General features: G+C 63.8%; 17 protein-coding genes, 1 tRNA gene and 1 pseudogene. 6 read left to right on the plus strand and 13 right to left on the minus strand.

The window, feature by feature from the left end; translation table 11 throughout:
- The first annotated feature begins 57 nt into the window (after positions 1-57).
- Entirely contained in the window at positions 58-1,122 is a 1,065-nt protein-coding gene (locus H7C86_RS00220) for a glycerophosphodiester phosphodiesterase family protein (protein WP_259348991.1), read from the plus strand.
- Between the two features lie 300 nt (positions 1,123-1,422).
- Here the strand turns inward: H7C86_RS00220 and H7C86_RS00225 are convergent.
- A tRNA-His gene (locus H7C86_RS00225) sits at positions 1,423-1,495 on the minus strand.
- 188 nt (positions 1,496-1,683) lie between these two features.
- Here H7C86_RS00225 and H7C86_RS00230 point away from each other — a divergent pair.
- The gene (locus H7C86_RS00230) at positions 1,684-2,652 is read left to right on the plus strand and encodes a pseudouridine synthase (protein ID WP_182260903.1); all 969 of its coding nucleotides are present in this window, start codon (positions 1,684-1,686) and stop codon (positions 2,650-2,652) included.
- Positions 2,653-3,000: 348 nt separating this feature from the next.
- Here the strand turns inward: H7C86_RS00230 and H7C86_RS00235 are convergent, their stop codons facing one another.
- From H7C86_RS00235 to H7C86_RS36945, 5 genes are all read right to left on the minus strand, one after another.
- Positions 3,001-3,291, minus strand: coding sequence for a hypothetical protein (locus H7C86_RS00235; protein WP_182260904.1), 291 nt, complete (start codon positions 3,289-3,291; stop codon positions 3,001-3,003).
- Positions 3,288-3,761 (minus strand): hypothetical protein, encoded by a 474-nt coding sequence (locus H7C86_RS00240; RefSeq protein WP_259348993.1) that lies wholly within the window; start codon positions 3,759-3,761, stop codon positions 3,288-3,290. Before H7C86_RS00240 ends, H7C86_RS00235 begins: the two co-directional genes overlap by 4 nt.
- Entirely contained in the window at positions 3,758-4,138 is a 381-nt protein-coding gene (locus H7C86_RS00245) for a TIR domain-containing protein (protein ID WP_182260905.1), read from the minus strand. The genes H7C86_RS00240 and H7C86_RS00245 overlap by 4 nt, the downstream gene beginning before the upstream one ends.
- Positions 4,139-4,266: 128 nt before the next feature.
- Positions 4,267-4,647, minus strand: coding sequence for a hypothetical protein (locus H7C86_RS36940; protein ID WP_220463448.1), 381 nt, complete (start codon positions 4,645-4,647; stop codon positions 4,267-4,269).
- A 40-nt stretch (positions 4,648-4,687) separates the two neighbouring features.
- Positions 4,688-4,873, minus strand: coding sequence for a hypothetical protein (locus H7C86_RS36945; RefSeq protein ID WP_220463449.1), 186 nt, complete (start codon positions 4,871-4,873; stop codon positions 4,688-4,690).
- Between the two features lie 325 nt (positions 4,874-5,198).
- Between H7C86_RS36945 and H7C86_RS00255 the strand changes: the two genes are divergently transcribed.
- A complete protein-coding gene (locus H7C86_RS00255) occupies positions 5,199-6,209 on the plus strand; it encodes a YfbU family protein (protein ID WP_182260906.1) in 1,011 nt (336 codons plus the stop codon).
- Between the two features lie 82 nt (positions 6,210-6,291).
- Here the strand turns inward: H7C86_RS00255 and H7C86_RS00260 are convergent.
- From H7C86_RS00260 to H7C86_RS00285, 6 genes and pseudogenes are all read right to left on the minus strand, one after another.
- A pseudogene (locus H7C86_RS00260) lies at positions 6,292-6,444 on the minus strand (hypothetical protein); the annotation flags it as partial.
- Between the two features lie 27 nt (positions 6,445-6,471).
- A complete protein-coding gene (locus H7C86_RS00265; protein WP_220463450.1) occupies positions 6,472-6,897 on the minus strand; it encodes a hypothetical protein in 426 nt (141 codons plus the stop codon).
- Positions 6,898-8,103, minus strand: a complete 1,206-nt coding sequence (locus tag H7C86_RS00270) for a restriction endonuclease subunit S (protein ID WP_182260907.1) — start codon at positions 8,101-8,103, stop codon at positions 6,898-6,900. It abuts the gene before it with no gap.
- Positions 8,064-9,962, minus strand: a complete 1,899-nt coding sequence (locus tag H7C86_RS00275; RefSeq protein WP_182260908.1) for a class I SAM-dependent DNA methyltransferase — start codon at positions 9,960-9,962, stop codon at positions 8,064-8,066. The genes H7C86_RS00270 and H7C86_RS00275 overlap by 40 nt, the downstream gene beginning before the upstream one ends.
- A 56-nt stretch (positions 9,963-10,018) precedes the next feature.
- The gene (gene ychF / locus H7C86_RS00280; RefSeq protein WP_019744568.1) at positions 10,019-11,098 is read right to left on the minus strand and encodes a redox-regulated ATPase YchF; all 1,080 of its coding nucleotides are present in this window, start codon (positions 11,096-11,098) and stop codon (positions 10,019-10,021) included.
- A gap of 70 nt (positions 11,099-11,168) precedes the next feature.
- The gene (locus H7C86_RS00285) at positions 11,169-11,672 is read right to left on the minus strand and encodes a CD225/dispanin family protein (protein WP_020908510.1); all 504 of its coding nucleotides are present in this window, start codon (positions 11,670-11,672) and stop codon (positions 11,169-11,171) included.
- An 89-nt stretch (positions 11,673-11,761) separates the two neighbouring features.
- Here H7C86_RS00285 and H7C86_RS00290 point away from each other — a divergent pair, with 89 nt between their 5' ends.
- The 3 genes from H7C86_RS00290 to H7C86_RS00300 all read left to right on the plus strand — a co-directional run bounded on the left by H7C86_RS00290 (position 11,762) and on the right by H7C86_RS00300 (position 15,936).
- The gene (locus tag H7C86_RS00290) at positions 11,762-13,339 is read left to right on the plus strand and encodes an FMN-binding glutamate synthase family protein (RefSeq protein ID WP_182261052.1); all 1,578 of its coding nucleotides are present in this window, start codon (positions 11,762-11,764) and stop codon (positions 13,337-13,339) included.
- Between the two features lie 111 nt (positions 13,340-13,450).
- A complete protein-coding gene (locus H7C86_RS00295; RefSeq protein ID WP_019744571.1) occupies positions 13,451-15,733 on the plus strand; it encodes a carbon starvation CstA family protein in 2,283 nt (760 codons plus the stop codon).
- Between the two features lie 2 nt (positions 15,734-15,735).
- Positions 15,736-15,936 (plus strand): YbdD/YjiX family protein, encoded by a 201-nt coding sequence (locus tag H7C86_RS00300; protein ID WP_019744572.1) that lies wholly within the window; start codon positions 15,736-15,738, stop codon positions 15,934-15,936.
- Positions 15,937-15,942: 6 nt separating this feature from the next.
- Here the strand turns inward: H7C86_RS00300 and H7C86_RS00305 are convergent, their stop codons facing one another.
- Positions 15,943-16,347, minus strand: a complete 405-nt coding sequence (locus H7C86_RS00305) for a hypothetical protein (protein WP_019744573.1) — start codon at positions 16,345-16,347, stop codon at positions 15,943-15,945.
- Positions 16,348-16,362 lie beyond the last annotated feature (15 nt).

The following is a 16,362-nucleotide window of genomic DNA, read 5'->3' on the forward strand; positions in this document are numbered from 1 at the left end:
ATTCGACGCCCTTACGTTCCTTTCATGCAACTGAGCAGAATATTGTCGTGTGCCGCCGTGACCGTCGCACTCCCCCTCACCGCCCTGGCGACCCCGGCCGGCGCATCGCCAACCGGCAGTCTCGACTGGTCCGGTTCGTTCGGTAGTTCAGCACCCCAGCCGGTTTCGACGTTCGACGTCCAAGCCCACCGCGGCGGGCTCGGCCTGTACACGGAGAGCAGCCTGGCCGCGTTCTCCAATGCTCTCGAAATGGGCGTCAGCACACTGGAACTCGATACCCAGATCACCGAAGACGGGATCGCTGTCGTCACGCACGATCGTAAGATCTCGAACAAGAAATGCCTCGACACCGAGCCCGCCACTACCGGCGACCCGGAGTTCCCGTACGTCGGCAAATTCGTCAACACGCTGAGCCTGCAACAGATCAAGACCATGGACTGTGGCACGCTCCCCCTTGCCGGATACCCTGAGCAGCAAAATGTTCCGGGAGCGAATATGCAGACACTCGAAGAAGTGCTCGCTCTGGTGAAGTCGTACAACGCACCCGGAATCAAGCTCAACATCGAGACCAAGGTGGAAGCGGGAGCGCCCCACGAGACCGCCCCGCGTGAGCAGTTCGTCTCTGTAGTCCTCGATACGATCCGGGCAGCCGGATTGTTGGACAGCGTCACCATTCAGAGCTTCGACTGGGGCTCGCTCATGCTCACCCGTCAACTCGCGCCGAGTGTGCCCGTGGTCGCGCTCACCAACGGTGACTTTCTCCAGGTAGGCAAGGACGGAGCGTCACCGTGGCTCGGCGGTCTGGACATCGATGATTTCGGTGGCGACGGCATCGCGGCGGTGGCAACCTTCGGCGCCTCCGCCTACTCCCCTGTCCAAGGAACTCCCCAGGGTGGAAAGGTCGGCGACCCCGGCTTCGCCTTGTACCCGACAGCCGACATGATCGCGAGCGCACATGCGCGTGGCATGAAGGTCATCCCGTGGACCGTCGATGATCCCGCCACCATGCACGCCCTCATAGACCTGGGTGTCGACGGAATCATCACCGATTTCCCCGACCGTCTCCGCGCCGTCCTGTCCGAGCGCGGTATGCCGCTACCAGCGCCTGCGGTCAAGAAGTAACCTCCACCGCGCACCGAAGCAGGTACCTGAACAGGTACTTCGGCCGATGTCCGCGGGGTGTCGCCGGACGCATCCTGGACAGGTACTTGCTCGGGTGATCGGAGGTGAATTCTGATGATGTCTTTGAAGGATCAGTTGGACAACTGCGAATACCTACTTGCCGACGCGGAAATGGCGGGTGACTGGAATGCTGTTCGGCGATTCAGGGAATACCGGCTGAGGCTCGTTCGACAACTGTGCAGGCAAAGGGCTGCCGGTCTCTGCGCCTAGAGTCCTCACGTCAGCCGTATCTGAACTGAGTCCCTCTGGGCGGTTACGATCCGCCGTCGCCCGAGTCACAGTCGGGTGCTCTCACCAATTGAGCTACAGAAGGTATGGACCGCAGTGCTTTTCGACCGCGATCGTGTGTGTCGAAACCATACGGAGCCTTCCGGGGTCCGCGCTACTGATTTTCCGACTCGACGATCTCTGGTGATCACCGCTCCGAGTTGGTCCCCACGTCCCCGCGGGGACGTCTCCGGCAAGGCCGCACCGAATCACCGCTGACCAGCAGTCGATGGGATGATTACCTGTGTGTCCATGTCCCCACCGCTGCCCGTCAAGAACGGGGTTGGCCCGACGCGCCTACGCATCCCGCTCTCTGGGCCGTGGACGACGATCGCCGAGTACGTCGTAGCCAAGTTCGACCATCTGGACGCCGAAAACCTGTATCGGCGGTTCGACGACGGCGAGTTCGTGGGTATCGACGGCCAGTCGATCTGCCGGAGCACAGAACTCAGCGCGCACCGGTTCGTCTGGTACTACCGTGAGTTGCCGGCGGAGGACCCCGTGCCGTTCCACGAGGAGATCCTGCACATCGACGACGATCTCGTCGTCATCGACAAGCCACATTTTCTCCCGACCACCCCCAGCGGGCGCTACCTCCGCGAGTCGGCGCTCGTCCGACTGCGGGTTCGTCTCGACAACCCAGATCTGACCCCGATCCACAGACTCGACCGCGGCACCGCAGGGGTGGTGATGTTCTCGGCCCGCCCCGCGACGCGCGGCGCGTACCAGTCACTGTTCGAGAAGCGGCAGGTCACGAAGGTCTACGAGGCGGTGTCCGCGCGACCGTCCCGGTGGGGCCAGGATGCGCCAGCGCTCGACGTCCCTCTCGTTTACCGCAACCACATCGAAGCTCGACGCGGCGAGTTGCGGGCCGTCGTCGACGACAGCCGTGAACCCAACTCCGAGACCACGATCGAGGCGCGAGGGATGGGCGTGAGCGCCTCCGGACGTGGTGTGCTGCACACGGTTCTACGTCCGCAGTCCGGACGAATGCACCAGTTACGGGTGCATCTGGCAGCTCTCGGCGCTGGGATCCTGGGCGACCGGCGATACCCCGACCTGCTTCCCGACGCCCCGGACGATCATTCCCTCCCACTCCAATTGCTCGCGAGGGAACTCGAATTCACCGACCCGTTGACGGGGAGAGCGCGGCGGTTTGTCACGCGTCGGACGCTCAGTGAGATGCCCGCGTCTGACTGCTAAGCCCCGCGGGTTGACCGTGCTCTCAGGCACCTGAGGACCGTTGCTGGCCTGGCAGCCCGGCGAAGTCATGATGGAGGGTGGACGGCGACCGGACTGCTCCAGACACTCGCGGAGCGTGTTCGGCAGTTCATCGACGCTGTCGATCAAACGGCGTGATCTTTCCCTGTATGAGCGTGCACTGCAGCCCCTCCCGACGCAGACGGCAGACCCACAGATGAGTTGTTCCGGACGCTGCGGATTCTGCTGCGGACGGACGATGAATAGGCCGCTGACCAGGGTCCACAAATATTGAATCGGAATTCCACCACGTCGCCACGGTTAGGAACGTCACGGCCGGAGCACGGAACGCTAGCCGCGACGCCGCGCCGCCGCCCTGATCGCGACCAGGAACGGGCCGTCCTCCCTGCGTGTCTCAGTGTCGAGCTCGTCGAACGGGCGGATCGACTCGTGGGCGGGGTCGACGCGGAGCATCCAGGCCGACCACGCGTCGTGGACGTCCCTCGCTTGCGTATCAACTCCCTTCGCACGCATGAGCACCGCGTACATCAGGAAGAGGTCGTCGGAGTCCTCCGGCGCGTCGGCTCCTGCAGGGAGGCACTGCTTGATCAGCTTCGCGTCTCGTCCCAAGTAGCTCGTCATGACATCAGCCTGCCGATGAGCAGCACGATGTACAACAGGCCGAAGACGATGGGCACGAGACGCTCGACGCCTCCGAGCTGCTTGAGGCCAGCCTTCACCTTCGCCGTCCTGCCTGCGGGTGAGGCATTCCCGCCGAGCTCCGTCCATTCATCCTTGAACACCTTGACGGGCAGGTGCTCGTCCTCGATCCGATTGATGATGACGAACTTCGCCTCGTTGAGCCTCCGGTAGTTCTGCAGGAGAAACCACCAGCAGGCAGCTACGACGACCCCCGCACTACAGACGGCTATCGACAGCAGCACAGAGCGCTCCGTGGAGGCGTGGAGCCCCACGACGGCCACCAGCGTCGTGTTTACGGTCAGGAAGAACGCGTTGGCGACGGCGCGACGCGCCGACATCCTGTCCGCCATCTCGACCGCGAGCTTGTACGCCTCCATCACGCGGGGGTCAGGAATCAGCTCAGACGTCACCGTGCACCGCCCACGAGCGCCTTGAGATTGGGCCAGGTCCACTCGTAGAGCTTGTCGCTCGACTTGGCTGTCGTCGGCCTCGTCGAGCCCTGGGTGTAGCCGGCGAGCAGGAAGTAGGGAACGCCCTCCTCCTGGGCGATGGTCACCTCGATTGCCACGCCCGTCGCGGTCCCCATGTTCTTGCCGCACAGCACGATGACGAGGCCGCTTGCCCTGATCTGCCGGCGCGCCCTGGCCTTCCAATCGCTGGATGGCTCCTTGAGCGACCAGTCGTGGATCGTGAAGGGCGAGTCGGGATTCTTCGACTGCCCGATCAGCAGGTCTTTCAACCTAGCGTCGTTGTCATAGTCGAAGCTGATGAATGCGCGCTGCGCCATGGGATCTCCCGGTCTTGCGGTCTGGCCGGGCGTTCCCGGTTCGAGGACATGATGCCAACAGCCACCGACAGACCGAGCTCGAAGGGCTTCAGACGCCGCCCTACCGGCACGCGCCGGCGCGAGGCAGTTCAGTGCTCGATGGCCTGCAGGCGCTCCAGTCGCTGCTCGGCCAGGGCGAGGGCGATGTCGGCCTGCTGCAGCTCCCACTCGCCGTTGCGGATGCGCTCGTGGAGGGCGATGACGGGCTCCGCGTCGGCCTCCTGAAGGGCGAGCTCCCCGAGGTCCTCCAACTCGGCGCGGGCACCGCGGTGCTGATCCTCGAGGTGCGTGGCGCGGATCGCCAGGCGCTCGACCTGATCCTGCGTCCAACGGATCCGCGACTCGCGGTCCAGAGCGGTCCGGCCCTCCAGCCAGGCCCGCAGCTCGGGCAGCTCGACGTCGGCGGGCACGCCGGCGGCCAGCGGGCAGCCGTCGCCCGGGTGGGCGACCGGGACGTGCGACAGGAGCACGGCGGGCGTGGTGTCGAGGGCGACGGCGAGAGCGACGAGGTCATTCGACGGTGATGATGCTCGCGCCCTGCTCGATCGCGCGGAGGTCGTCGACGTCGAGCTCGTGACCGAGGTCGGAGAGCACGTAGGACAGCTCATCGCGCGTGAGCTGGCGCAGCTCGCGGTGGTGGACGATGGCACTGGCGACGACGCGGGACGGGTGGGAGAGCGGGATCAGCGGTGGCATGACTCCGGCGTAGGTCGGACCACGGACATGGTTCGGCTGGAATACGAGGACGTCGGAGCCGGAGGCGACGGACGCTGGGCAGCTCGCTGCGCTCGTGCCAGGCCAAGTCTCCCGGGGTCCGGCGCTCCGCGCCGGGGAGGTCGTGCGGGGAAAACGGGCGAGTGAGGCAGCGCCGAGGTGTTTTGGCGCTGCCTTCGCACAGAACCCCGACCGCTGGTGCGGCCGGGGTTCTGTGCTGTCTCGGACAACGAGTTCGAACCTTCCCGGCGAATCGTGTATGACAGTGTTACGCTTGCGTAATACATCACTACGAAAGGTGGGAGCCATGGCGGTTCTGAACATCCGCGTCGACGATCGAGTCCGTGACCAGCTCAAGGAGATGGCAGATACAGAGGGGGTGACTCTCAGCGAGTTCGTTCGGGACCTCCTGATGGAGGCGGTCGTCCCCGTCTTCGAGAGGGAGGTCGAGCCCGGCGACGAACCCGCCCCAGCGACGATGCAGATCGTCGACCGGCAGGTCCTCTCGCTCCTGCATCGGATCCTCGGTCGGGTGCTGCCAGAGGACGCCAACGATGTCGACGGCGACCTCGACTATCAGCTGATGCGGGCGAAGATCCTCGAGGAGGGTTACACCGGCGAGTACTGGTACGAGACCGCTGGATTCCACACCGAGCTATCGAAGCGTGACTGTGGACGGGTCGCGGATCTCCTCGACATGTTCCGGATCATCACCTACAGCATCGCCCGCCTCGAGAAGGACGGGACGCCCGTCGATGAGCGGCTCGTCCGCGAGCTCGAGTTCCGAGGCTTCGATCACAACGACGCCCTCGAGGGCCACATGGCGAGCTACGTCGAGTTCCTGATGCGCGACGGCGAACGGTGGACCGAGCTGAAGCCGCAGCTGGAGCGCAACGACGACGGGAACTCGCATCAGCGCGTCCTCGACTTATACCTGCGGATGCTGGCCGAACACCGTCGCATCATGGACGGCCGGGAGCGCGGATTCAGCCATACGGACTATTTGCTGTCCCAGGACGAGCTGCAGCAGGTCGCCGACGCGCGAGTCCATCCCGCAAACCGCCGGCCGTACCGCTCGGTCAGCCGTTACGCCGGCGACGCTGCTCTGATCAAGCTGCCAGCGGAGAACGTCGTCGCCAGCCGCAAGTACGAGATCCGCGATGTCGACGGCGAGACGGTGCTCGCCGCAGGCGTGACCGGCCAGGAGATCCTGGACGCCCGCAGGGCTCAGCTCAAGACCTACCTCGCGGAGGATCCAAAGCGCACCAACATCTCGATGGTCGATGTCGCCGAGCTCATCGAGCGCCATCGGGTGTAGACACGGGCTGCCTACCGAGAACCAGCAGACCCTGGTCGCCTATGCGGCCGGGGTCTGCTGCGTGTTCGGGCCACACCGTTGGTCAGGTCGCTGCCGCCTGCTCAGCTCGCGCCCGTGCGACCAGCGCGTACATCCGCGCGCGGCTCATGCCGACCGCGCCGGCGATCTCCTGTCTGGCCATGCCGCCGTTGTCGAGCATGTGCATCGCGCGCTTGACCTGCTCGGGAGTGTGCGTCGGCTTGCGACCACCGACCCGCTCTCCTCAGCGGCGCTGGAGCTCCGCGCGGATCGACGTGGCGATCCTCGTTGCCTCATTCAGGGTCTGCGCCCGGGCACCGTGAGCGACCTCGCCCTTGTCGTTGACGTGGAGCCCGACGAATGCCAAGCGCTCGTTGAGGCGGTCCTGGCGCAGCGTGAAGAGCTCGGGCCGGTCTCTGTAACGGACCGGCTCCATCGCGCGCACGATGAAAGTCACGATGCGTTTCGCACTTCCGTCCGTGTTCTGGCGGGCGACGAACGCCTCGGTGAGGCGATCGCGCTTGGTGACACCGGGCATAGGGTCCTCCATCCGCAGACGTGCGAGCAGATCGCCGATCTCCGAACCGGTGAGGCCATCGGCAGTGTCAGCGAGGACGGCAGCGATCTCCTTGAGGGTCGCGTACGACCAGGCGGGCGGTGGCGCAGTCATCTACTCATCGGATTCGTCTGTAGACGGCGCAGGGAGGATGACCTCGATCCGTCGGTCAAGCAACGCGTCGCGAAGTGCTGCCCTCGCCAGTCGCGCACTGTCGAGCTCGGCCGCCGTCGTGGTGATCTGCTGATCCATCGCATCCATCGCGTCGGAGATCTCCGCCTGCTTGGCTCGCGGCGGAACCGGGACGACCAACCGCGCGAGGTTGTCGCGCGACACGCGCACGACCTTGGTGTCCGAGTACACGCGCTCCACCTGCTCTCGGAACGCCGGTGATACGAACAGGTGCGCGGCGAACCGCGGCTCGAGCGAGTGGTCGAAGATGTAGGCGTCGTCGTGGACGGCGACCGAATCGTCCCCGAGCCAGGCCACGGCCTTGAGCACACCCTCGACGTTCTCGCTCGTCCCAGCGATGACGAGGTTCCCCGGCGCGGCGAATCGTAGCTTGGAACGCATCTCCTCCGGGAGACGGGTCCTGACCTCGGCGGTGTGCGCGCCGAAATCGGTGTGGATCTGGGAGTAATGGATGCAGCCGATGCCCTCGGGTACGTAGTCCGACTTCACGAAGCGCTTGCCTCGGATGATCGTTCCGAGGTCACCTACGGGGCGCTCTTCCCATGTCTCGTCCCGACGCCGGAGCAGCTCGCCGAGGAGGGCGACGCGCACGGCGGCAGCAGCGTCGATCTCGGCCTCCAGCGCCTTGATGACCGCGTCAATCACCGTGACGACCTCGACGATGCCGGCCTGCACTGCCAGCGGCGGCACGGGGGCAGGCAGCGTTAGGAAGTCGGGCTCCTTCAGGCGGTTGCGGCTGACCGCGGCTGCGCCCGTCGACAGGTTGAGCGCTTTCTCCGCGAAGCTCGGCGATGAGCAGTAGAGCGCGAGGAACTCGGGGGTCGCCTGCGACGGGTCCACGTCGAACTGAGGGAACTCGTTCGACACGACGACGCCCTCGAACTCGTCTCCAACGACGGCGAACGATTGCTTCCAGGCGAACAACCGGTTGTAGATCAGCGTGCCCGGCTTCAGCGCGTAGATCTTCCCCTTGATCGCCGCCCCTCGCCGCTCCTCGCGGACGAAGAGGCCATCGCCGTACCAACGGACGCCGGCGAACTGCACGATGTCGTCAGGTGCCGGGGCTACCGCGCTGGGAACGTGCTGGGTCAACAGCGACGAGAGGGGCGTGGTGGGCCACTCAGGCATCGAAGCCGCCGATACCAGCCGCTGTCAGAACGGCGTCCATCGTCGCCTGCGCCTCCTCGCGCGCTGCTCGCGCCTCCTGCCAGTCCGCGATCGGCCGACTCCAGGTCGTGCGACTCCGTGAGCGGCCAGGGGTTGTGGCGGACACCGCGGGCGACAAGTGTGCCGGTCGCTGTGAAGATCGGCGTGCGCCACGAACGGGCGTGCTGGTCCTCGAGATTGTCGCGGATCGCACGTTGGACGTTCCGGCTGATGGTCGGCCAGCTGCCCGTATCGCGCCGGCCCTGACCGAGCATCACCTTGTGTCCGTCGTCGGCCATGTCGACAGCGGTGACCAGAGCCTCGCGATCGTGGCCGTTGCTGGTCTTGGTGAAGCCGAAGACCGAGGTCTTCACGCCACGCCCCTGCTCGAAGAACAGCTGCTGGGGCATATCGATCATGAAGTCCAGGCGAGCCTTCCCGAGGATCGCCAGAGCAGCCTTCTCGTTCATCGACTTCGAGAGCGTGTTGTTCGGCATGATGATGACCAGCCGACCGCCCTCCTCGAGGTACTCGATCGCCGACATCGTGAAGTTGACTGGATTGTCGTTCTCGTAAGGCGGGTTGATCACGCACTTGGTCGGCTTCAGACCCTTGACGTATTTGCGGAACCGCTGGTCACCGCCGGCCTTCACCGTGAAGGTCTTATCGCGAGTCACGAGCGAATCGCGGAAGATCAGGTTCGAGCGGCCGTCGCCGTGCAGGAACATGTTCGAACAGGCCAGCGCAAAGAGGATCGGGTCGAGCTCCATGCCGATCAGCTGGTTGTCGTGGATGTGCTCGATCATCTGCTCGTCACCACGAGCCTTGTCGACGAGCTGTTCCATCGCGTCCATGAGGAAGCCGCCGGAGCCCATGCAGGTGTCGACGACGGTGTCGTCCTTGCCCAGCTGCGCGAGGTCAACCATGAAGGTCTTGATGTGATCCGGCGTCAGGTTGATGTTCTTGTTGTCCATCTTCCCAGCACGGGAGAGGAAGATCTTGTACGCACGTCCGAGGATGTCGCGCTTCGTCGTCTGCTTCGAGGGCTGGTGGACCCGCTCGTCGATGTCGCTGATGATCGATTTGTACTCGGTCAGCGGGATGTCGACGTTTTTGATGAAGGCGAAACGGTCCTCCCAGTCGATCTGCTTCGATTCGGAGTTGACCTTCTTCGCCAGCTGCCGCTTCACCGCGTCCACGACGGCGTCACTGAGGTAGCGTGCCTCGACGACGCGCTGGTCCTCCGGCTTCGAGAGCGACTGGTACATGCTCCGAAACGGCTGGTCATCGAGCGCGATCATCAGCGCCGAGAAGAACAGCGAGCGCTCGGTGTCGCGCACGCGCGAGTCCTTGTGGAAGCGCTCGTTCAGCCGCACGAGGAACCGACGAAGCTCGACATCGGAGAGCGGGTCGCCATGGGCAGCCGCCACGTAGTGCTTCGTCAGCGTGTCGAGGCTGACCAAGGACCTGGGGTCATCGAGCTCCTCGACCTCGTCAGAGCCGCCCTTGCGGAGGAAGTGGGTGACCTGGAGCGACTCCTGCGTCTGTCCAGAGACGGCGATGCCGACGATGTCGACGTGGGGCACGGCGTTGGTTTCCATGTACGTCCGGACATCGGCGACGGCGGCGGCATGGCTGGTCTTCGGCCCTGGGTCACCCGATTTGGCTTCAACGACAATGAGCCACTCACCCATGTCCTTGAAGAAGTCGGGGTAGCCGTCGACGACGGACCCTGCGCGCTTGGACTGGAAGCCGAACTTCTTCGGGATGTCACGCTTCTCGACGAACGTCGAGGCCCCGTAGAACTCGCGAAGTAGGTTCTCAGTCGTGCTCTCTGCCATCGTTTTCCACCCTCGTCGGCTCTGACTAGTTCGTCCTACTCTCAGACGCGACGTTCCTACACGTTGAAGCGGAACTCCACCACATCGCCGTCGGCCATGACGTATTCCTTGCCCTCCATGCGGACCTTGCCTGCAGCCTTGGCTGCGGCCATGGAACCGGCCTCGACGAGGTCGTCGAAGGACACGATTTCAGCCTTGATGAAGCCACGCTCGAAGTCGGTGTGAATGACGCCGGCAGCCTGGGGCGCGGTGTCACCCTTATGGATCGTCCAGGCGCGAGCTTCCTTCGGACCAGCCGTCAGGTAGGTCTGCAGTCCGAGGGTGTGGAAGCCGGTGCGCGCGAGAGCGTGCAGGCCCGGCTCGGTCTGACCGATCGAGTCGAGCATTTCCTGGCGGTCCTCCTCGTCGAGCTCGAGGAGTTCCTGCTCGACCTTCGCGTCGAGGAACACAGCGTCGGCCGGTGCGACGGATGCGCGCAATTCCGCAACCTTCGCTGCGTCGGTGAGCACAGACTCGTCGGCGTTGAAGACGTACAGGAAGGGCTTGGTGGTGAGCAGGCTCAGTTCACGCAGCAGCGAGAAGTCGAGCTTGTCCTTGACACTGAAGAGCGTCGTCCCCTCGTTGAGGAAAGCCTGAGCCTTCAGTGCCTCGTCGTGGGCTGGCTTGAGCTCCTTGTTCTTGCGAGCTTCCTTGTCCAGACGCGGGAGCGCCTTCTCCAAGGTCTGCATGTCGGCGATCACGAGCTCGGTCTCGATGACTTCGATATCGGAGGCCGGGTCGACCTTGCCGTCGACGTGGATGACGTCGTCGTCGGCGAAGACGCGAACTACCTGGCAGATGGCGTCGGCTTCACGGATGTTGGCCAGGAACTTGTTACCAAGGCCTGCGCCCTCGGACGCGCCCTTCACGATTCCCGCGATGTCGACGAACGACACGGTCGCGGGGAGGATGCGCTCGGAGCCGAAGATCTCGGCGAGCTTCTGCAGCCGCGGATCGGGCAGCTCGACCAGGCCGACGTTGGGTTCGATGGTCGCGAACGGGTAGTTCGCTGCCAACACGTCGTTATTGGTCAGTGCATTGAAAAGGGTGGACTTGCCGACGTTGGGCAGTCCGACGATTCCGAGGGTAAGGCTCACGGTCTGTGGATTCTACGGCCTCGCAGCGACGTGACGGGTACTCGCCCCACCGTCACGTCGCGGCAGGTGATCAGTTGTAGGTATACGAATCGACGGACGACACGATCGCAACCAGGAAGATGACGTAGAACGCGATGAACAGCACCCAGCAGATGACGGCTATGAGGAGCGAGATCTGCCCGAGCTTCTTCACGCGCTCGGACGCGTACTGTGCGCCCTGGTGATCGCCCATCGCCCACTTCGGGTAGATGTCGTGGAGATGGTTGAACGCGGCGAACGCGATAGGCCAGAAGAACAGGATCGACGCGACGGCCCATCCCGCGTTGGACTTCGGCGGACCGTACTGGGGCGCCGCGTACGTGGGTGCGGCGCTGTACTGCTGGGTCGCGCTGTACTGCTGACCGGTCGGATACTGCTGTCCGGCTGAGTACTGCGGGTCGGTCGGGTACTGCTGGCCCGTCGGATACTCCTGGCCTGCTGAATATTGCTGACCGGCTGAATACTGCTGGCCCGCCGGATACTGCTGCTCCTTCGGATCCTGCGGGTCGGTCGGATATTGCGGTTCGGTCATCATTCCCCCAAAGAGTCGGATTCGGTTCTCTATCGCAGAACCTAGTGGAGACTTACCGCTGCCGTGTCACAGTGGGCGCCTACGCTCTCGAGGTGACTCGGATGCTGATCGTGCTCTTTATATGGATAGTGGGTCTCGGCACCGCCGCGCTCGCAATTGTCGCCTCGCCCGGATGGTGGGTGATCGCTGTCGTCACTCTCGCGCTGGCGGCGATGGGCACCTATGACCTCACTCAGAAGTCCCACAGCATCCTCCGTAACTATCCGGTCCTGGGGCACGCGCGATTCCTCCTCGAGAAGATTCGACCGGAGATCCAGCAGTACTTCGTCGAATCATCCACCGATGGAATGCCATTCGATCGCGAAACGCGAGATCTGGTTTACGAGCGGGCAAAGGGAACACTGGCGGAAGAGCCCTTCGGGACCGAGCGCGACGTCAATGCGATCGGCTACGAGTTCATGACGCATTCGATTCGCGCACGGACCGCCCCCGACACCGTTCCGCGAGTTCGCCTCGGCGGACGCGATTGCACGAAGCCGTACGACATCGCTCTATTGAACGTCTCCGCGATGAGCTTCGGGTCGTTGTCCGCCAACGCAATCGAGGCCCTCAACGCCGGCGCCGCCAAAGGCGGCTTCGCCCACGACACCGGCGAAGGCGCGATCAGTCCGTATCACCGCAAACACGGCGGCGATCTGATCTGGGAAATCGCCTCGGGATACTTCGGATGCCGAACCGAGGACGGCCGATTCGATCCTGACCGTTTTGCCGAGCGTGCCGGACTCGATCATGTGAAGGCCATTTCGATCAAGCTCTCGCAAGGTGCGAAACCCGGGTTGGGTGGCGTGCTTCCCGGAGTCAAGGTCTCCCCCGAAATCGCTGAAACCCGCGGGGTACCCGTCGGCCAGACCGTGATTTCGCCACCCGCGCACACCGCGTTCAGCACTCCGGTCGAACTGGTCGATTTCATCGCGACCCTGCGAAAACTGTCGGGAGGCAAGCCAGTCGGGATGAAACTGTGCGTCGGCTCGCGTCGCGAATTCCTCGGAATCTGCAAGGCGATGATCGAACGCGGCATCACGCCGGACTTCATCATCGTCGACGGTTCCGAAGGCGGCACCGGCGCTGGTCCGGTGGAATTCGAGGACCACATGGGCATGCCGTTGACCGAAGGCCTGATGCTCGTGCACAACGCCTTGGTGGGAACCGGTCTACGCGCTCTCGTGAAAGTCGGCGCTTCCGGAAAGGTGGCGAGCGGTTCCGACATCGTCAAACGCATCATCCAAGGCGCAGACTTCACGATGGCTGCCCGCGCAATGATGTTCGCAGTGGGCTGCATTCAGGCCCAGATGTGCCACACAAACCGCTGCCCGGTCGGCGTTGCCACTCAGGATCCGGCACGCACCCGCGCACTCGACATCCCCGACAAGAGCGAGCGCGTCTACCGCTTCCAGAAAGCAACAGTCGCCAGCGCACAACAGATGATTGCGTCGATGGGCATCGATTCGTTCGACCAACTGCAACCGGGAATGCTCAACCGCCGCGTCGACGGTCTCACCACGCGTACCTATGCCGACCTGTTCGACTGGCTGATGCCGGGCGAACTGCTCGACTCCCCGCCGCAGAGCTGGCTCACCGATTGGATCGACGCCGACGCTCACCGATTCTGACGCCGGTCGACTCCCGCGCCACAGATCGCGCGGATTCACCCGTCTGGTCCTACAGTGACAGATGGCCCGCTGTGACGGCGGCCACACTGCACTAGTGGACGGAGTTCGACGATGAGCTTGACGACTGCGCCGGAACCAAATGTCGAGTACCTGAAAACCGATCCTGACCTGCCACCTGTCGGCGTCATCGACAAAACACCCATTTCCACCACTGCGCGCGTCGTCTTCCTCGTTCTCGGACTGGTCGGCGCGGGCTCCTGGTACATGATTGCGATCGTCCGCGGTGAACACATCAGCGCCGTGTGGTTCGTGTTGGCCGCAATCTGTACCTATCTGATCGCCTACCGCTTCTATGCGCGGTTGATCGAACGCAAGATCGTCAAGCCTCGCGACGACGTCGCAACTCCCGCCGAGATCATGGAGAACGGCGCCGACTACATGCCGACCGACCGTCGGGTGCTGTTCGGTCACCACTTCGCGGCAATCGCCGGTGCCGGTCCCCTGGTCGGACCCGTCCTGGCCGCGCAGATGGGATACCTACCGGGAACGATCTGGATCATCGTCGGCGTGGTGTTCGCCGGGGCGGTGCAGGACTTCATGGTCCTGTGGATCTCGTCGAAGCGCCGCGGGCGCAGCCTCGGTCAGATGGCCCGCGAAGAACTCGGCCTCGTCGGCGGCGTCGCCGCATTGATCGGCGTGTTCGTCATCATGATCATCCTCATCGCCGTTCTCGGACTTGTGGTCGTCAATGCGCTCGCCGAGTCCCCGTGGGGTGTGTTCTCGATCGCGATGACCATCCCCATCGCCCTGTTCATGGGCGTGTACCTGAGGTATCTGCGGCCGGGCAAGGTTTCCGAAGTCTCCCTGATCGGCGTCGTCCTACTCCTACTGGCCATCGTCTCCGGTGGTTGGGTAGCCGATACCGGTTGGGGCGCAGACTGGTTCACACTCTCGAAGGTCACCATTGCGTGGCTGATGATCGCGTACGGATTCGCCGCTTCGGTGCTGCCGGTCTGGCTGCTCCTGGCACCGCGCGACTACTTGTCGACGTTCATGAAGGTCGGCACCATCGCGCTGCTGGCCATCGGAATTCTGGTCGCACGACCCGCGCTGAACATGCCTGCAGTGACGCCGTTCGCCTCCAACGGCGAAGGCCCCGCCTTTGCCGGTTCACTGTTCCCGTTCCTATTCATCACCATTGCCTGTGGCGCACTCTCGGGCTTCCACGCGCTGATCGCGTCCGGCACGACGCCGAAGCTGCTCGAGAAGGAAAGCCAGACCAAGATGATCGGTTACGGCGGCATGCTGACCGAATCGTTTGTCGCGATCATGGCTCTGGTCACCGCCTGCATCCTCGATCAGCACCTGTACTTCGCACTCAATGCTCCCGCGGCGCTGACCGGTGGAACACCGGAAACCGCAGCCGAATACGTCAACAATCTGCCCCTCGGTACCGCCCCCATCACACCGGACGTGCTGACTCAGGCAGCCGAGGCCGTCGGGGAAGAATCGATCATCTCGAGAACCGGCGGCGCCCCGACGCTCGCGTTCGGCATGTCCGAAGTGCTCAGCGACGTCTTCGGCGGCGACTCGCTGAAATCGTTCTGGTACCACTTCGCGATCATGTTCGAGGCTCTCTTCATCCTCACCACGATCGATGCCGGCACTCGCGTCGCTCGATTCATGCTCTCGGACTCGCTCGGCAACTTCGGCGGTCCGGCAAAGAAGTTCAAGGACCCCTCGTGGCGCATCGGCGCGTGGCTGTGCTCGCTGATCGTGGTCGCTGCGTGGGGCGCAATTCTGCTCATGGGTGTCACCGATCCGCTCGGCGGAATCAACACGCTCTTCCCGCTCTTCGGCATCGCCAACCAACTTCTGGCCGCGATCGCACTGACGGTGGTCATGACGATCGTCATGAAGAAGGGCCTGTTCAAATGGGCCTGGATCCCCGGCGTGCCATTGGTGTGGGACCTGGTCGTGACTATGACCGCGTCGTACCAGAAGATCTTCTCCGACAACCCCGCGATCGGTTACTGGGCTCAGCACAACGTGTTCAAGGATGCGAAGGCCGCAGGTGAGACGGCGCACGGTTCTGCGAAGACTCCGGAGGCCATCGATGCCGTCATTCGCAACACCTTCATTCAGGGCACGTTGTCGATCATCTTCGCGTCACTGGTGATTGTCGTCGTCATCGCCGGGATCATCGTATGTGCCAAGGCAATCCGAGCGGGTGGGCTGCCGACCACCGAGTCCCCGGAGGAACCGTCGAAGATCTTCGGTCCCGCAAGCTTCATTCCGACGCCCGCGGAGAAGGAAATCCAAAAGGAATGGGACGAGCTCATCAAAGCCGGGAAGGTCCGAGCACCCGGCGCCGCGCACGGAGGTGGGCACTGACCATGACCATGACTGCAAAACTCACCACAGCGTTCCGCGGAACGCTGTGGTGGGTTCGCTCGGTGATGGGTGATCTCGACTATCAGCGCTACGTCGAGCACACCCGACGCCACCACGCCGACTCACCGGTGATCAGCGAACGAGAGTTCTGGCGCCGCCGGCATGCAGCAGCCGACGCCAACCCGGGCGCCCGCTGCTGCTGAATCCGGTCAGGGGCAGGTGGCCTTCGCGAGTTCGTAAATGTGGCCGGCCTGCTCGTCGGTGGGCTTGTTGCCGTTGTTCTCGGCCAGGTCGGTGATCTTGGACTTGACCTCCGCCTCGTCCGTGCCGTTGGCGACCTCCGTGCACGTGGTCGTCAAGATCTCCTCGATGTCTGCGTCGTCGCGGTTCTCCGCCAACGGTGCGTAAGCCCCACGGAAGGTGGCGACGAACAACGCCGTCTTGCCCTGGTCGATGGCGTTGCCCGCTGACTGCTTCGCCGTCTCGAGCGCCTGTTGCCCGCTCGTGACTGCCTCGCTGATCTTGTTCTGCGCGTTGTCCTGATCCTCGGTGCTACACGCGGTGAGCCCGAGAACGACGATTGCTGCTGCCCCGACTGCTGCTGCGATTCTCATGACGGAAATGTTAGT

Origin of the sequence: Rhodococcus sp. UFZ-B548, from assembly GCF_903819475.1 — a bacterium.
In the GTDB taxonomy this organism is placed as follows: domain Bacteria; phylum Actinomycetota; class Actinomycetes; order Mycobacteriales; family Mycobacteriaceae; genus Rhodococcus_F; species Rhodococcus_F erythropolis.

Bases quoted from the DNA above. Each gene is read 5' to 3' on its own strand.
- H7C86_RS00230 (WP_182260903.1), top strand. From the start codon at position 1,684: ATGATTACCTGTGTGTCCATGTCCCCACCGCTGCCCGTCAAGAACGGG.
- H7C86_RS00235 (WP_182260904.1), bottom strand. From the start codon at position 3,291: ATGACGAGCTACTTGGGACGAGACGCGAAGCTGATCAAGCAGTGCCTC.
- H7C86_RS00245 (WP_182260905.1), bottom strand. From the start codon at position 4,138: ATGGCGCAGCGCGCATTCATCAGCTTCGACTATGACAACGACGCTAGG.
- H7C86_RS36945 (WP_220463449.1), bottom strand. From the start codon at position 4,873: ATGCCACCGCTGATCCCGCTCTCCCACCCGTCCCGCGTCGTCGCCAGT.
- H7C86_RS00255 (WP_182260906.1), top strand. From the start codon at position 5,199: ATGGCGGTTCTGAACATCCGCGTCGACGATCGAGTCCGTGACCAGCTC.
- H7C86_RS00265 (WP_220463450.1), bottom strand. From the start codon at position 6,897: ATGACTGCGCCACCGCCCGCCTGGTCGTACGCGACCCTCAAGGAGATC.
- H7C86_RS00270 (WP_182260907.1), bottom strand. From the start codon at position 8,103: ATGCCTGAGTGGCCCACCACGCCCCTCTCGTCGCTGTTGACCCAGCAC.
- H7C86_RS00275 (WP_182260908.1), bottom strand. From the start codon at position 9,962: ATGGCAGAGAGCACGACTGAGAACCTACTTCGCGAGTTCTACGGGGCC.
- H7C86_RS00285 (WP_020908510.1), bottom strand. From the start codon at position 11,672: ATGATGACCGAACCGCAATATCCGACCGACCCGCAGGATCCGAAGGAG.
- H7C86_RS00295 (WP_019744571.1), top strand. From the start codon at position 13,451: ATGAGCTTGACGACTGCGCCGGAACCAAATGTCGAGTACCTGAAAACC.
- H7C86_RS00300 (WP_019744572.1), top strand. From the start codon at position 15,736: ATGACCATGACTGCAAAACTCACCACAGCGTTCCGCGGAACGCTGTGG.
- H7C86_RS00305 (WP_019744573.1), bottom strand. From the start codon at position 16,347: ATGAGAATCGCAGCAGCAGTCGGGGCAGCAGCAATCGTCGTTCTCGGG.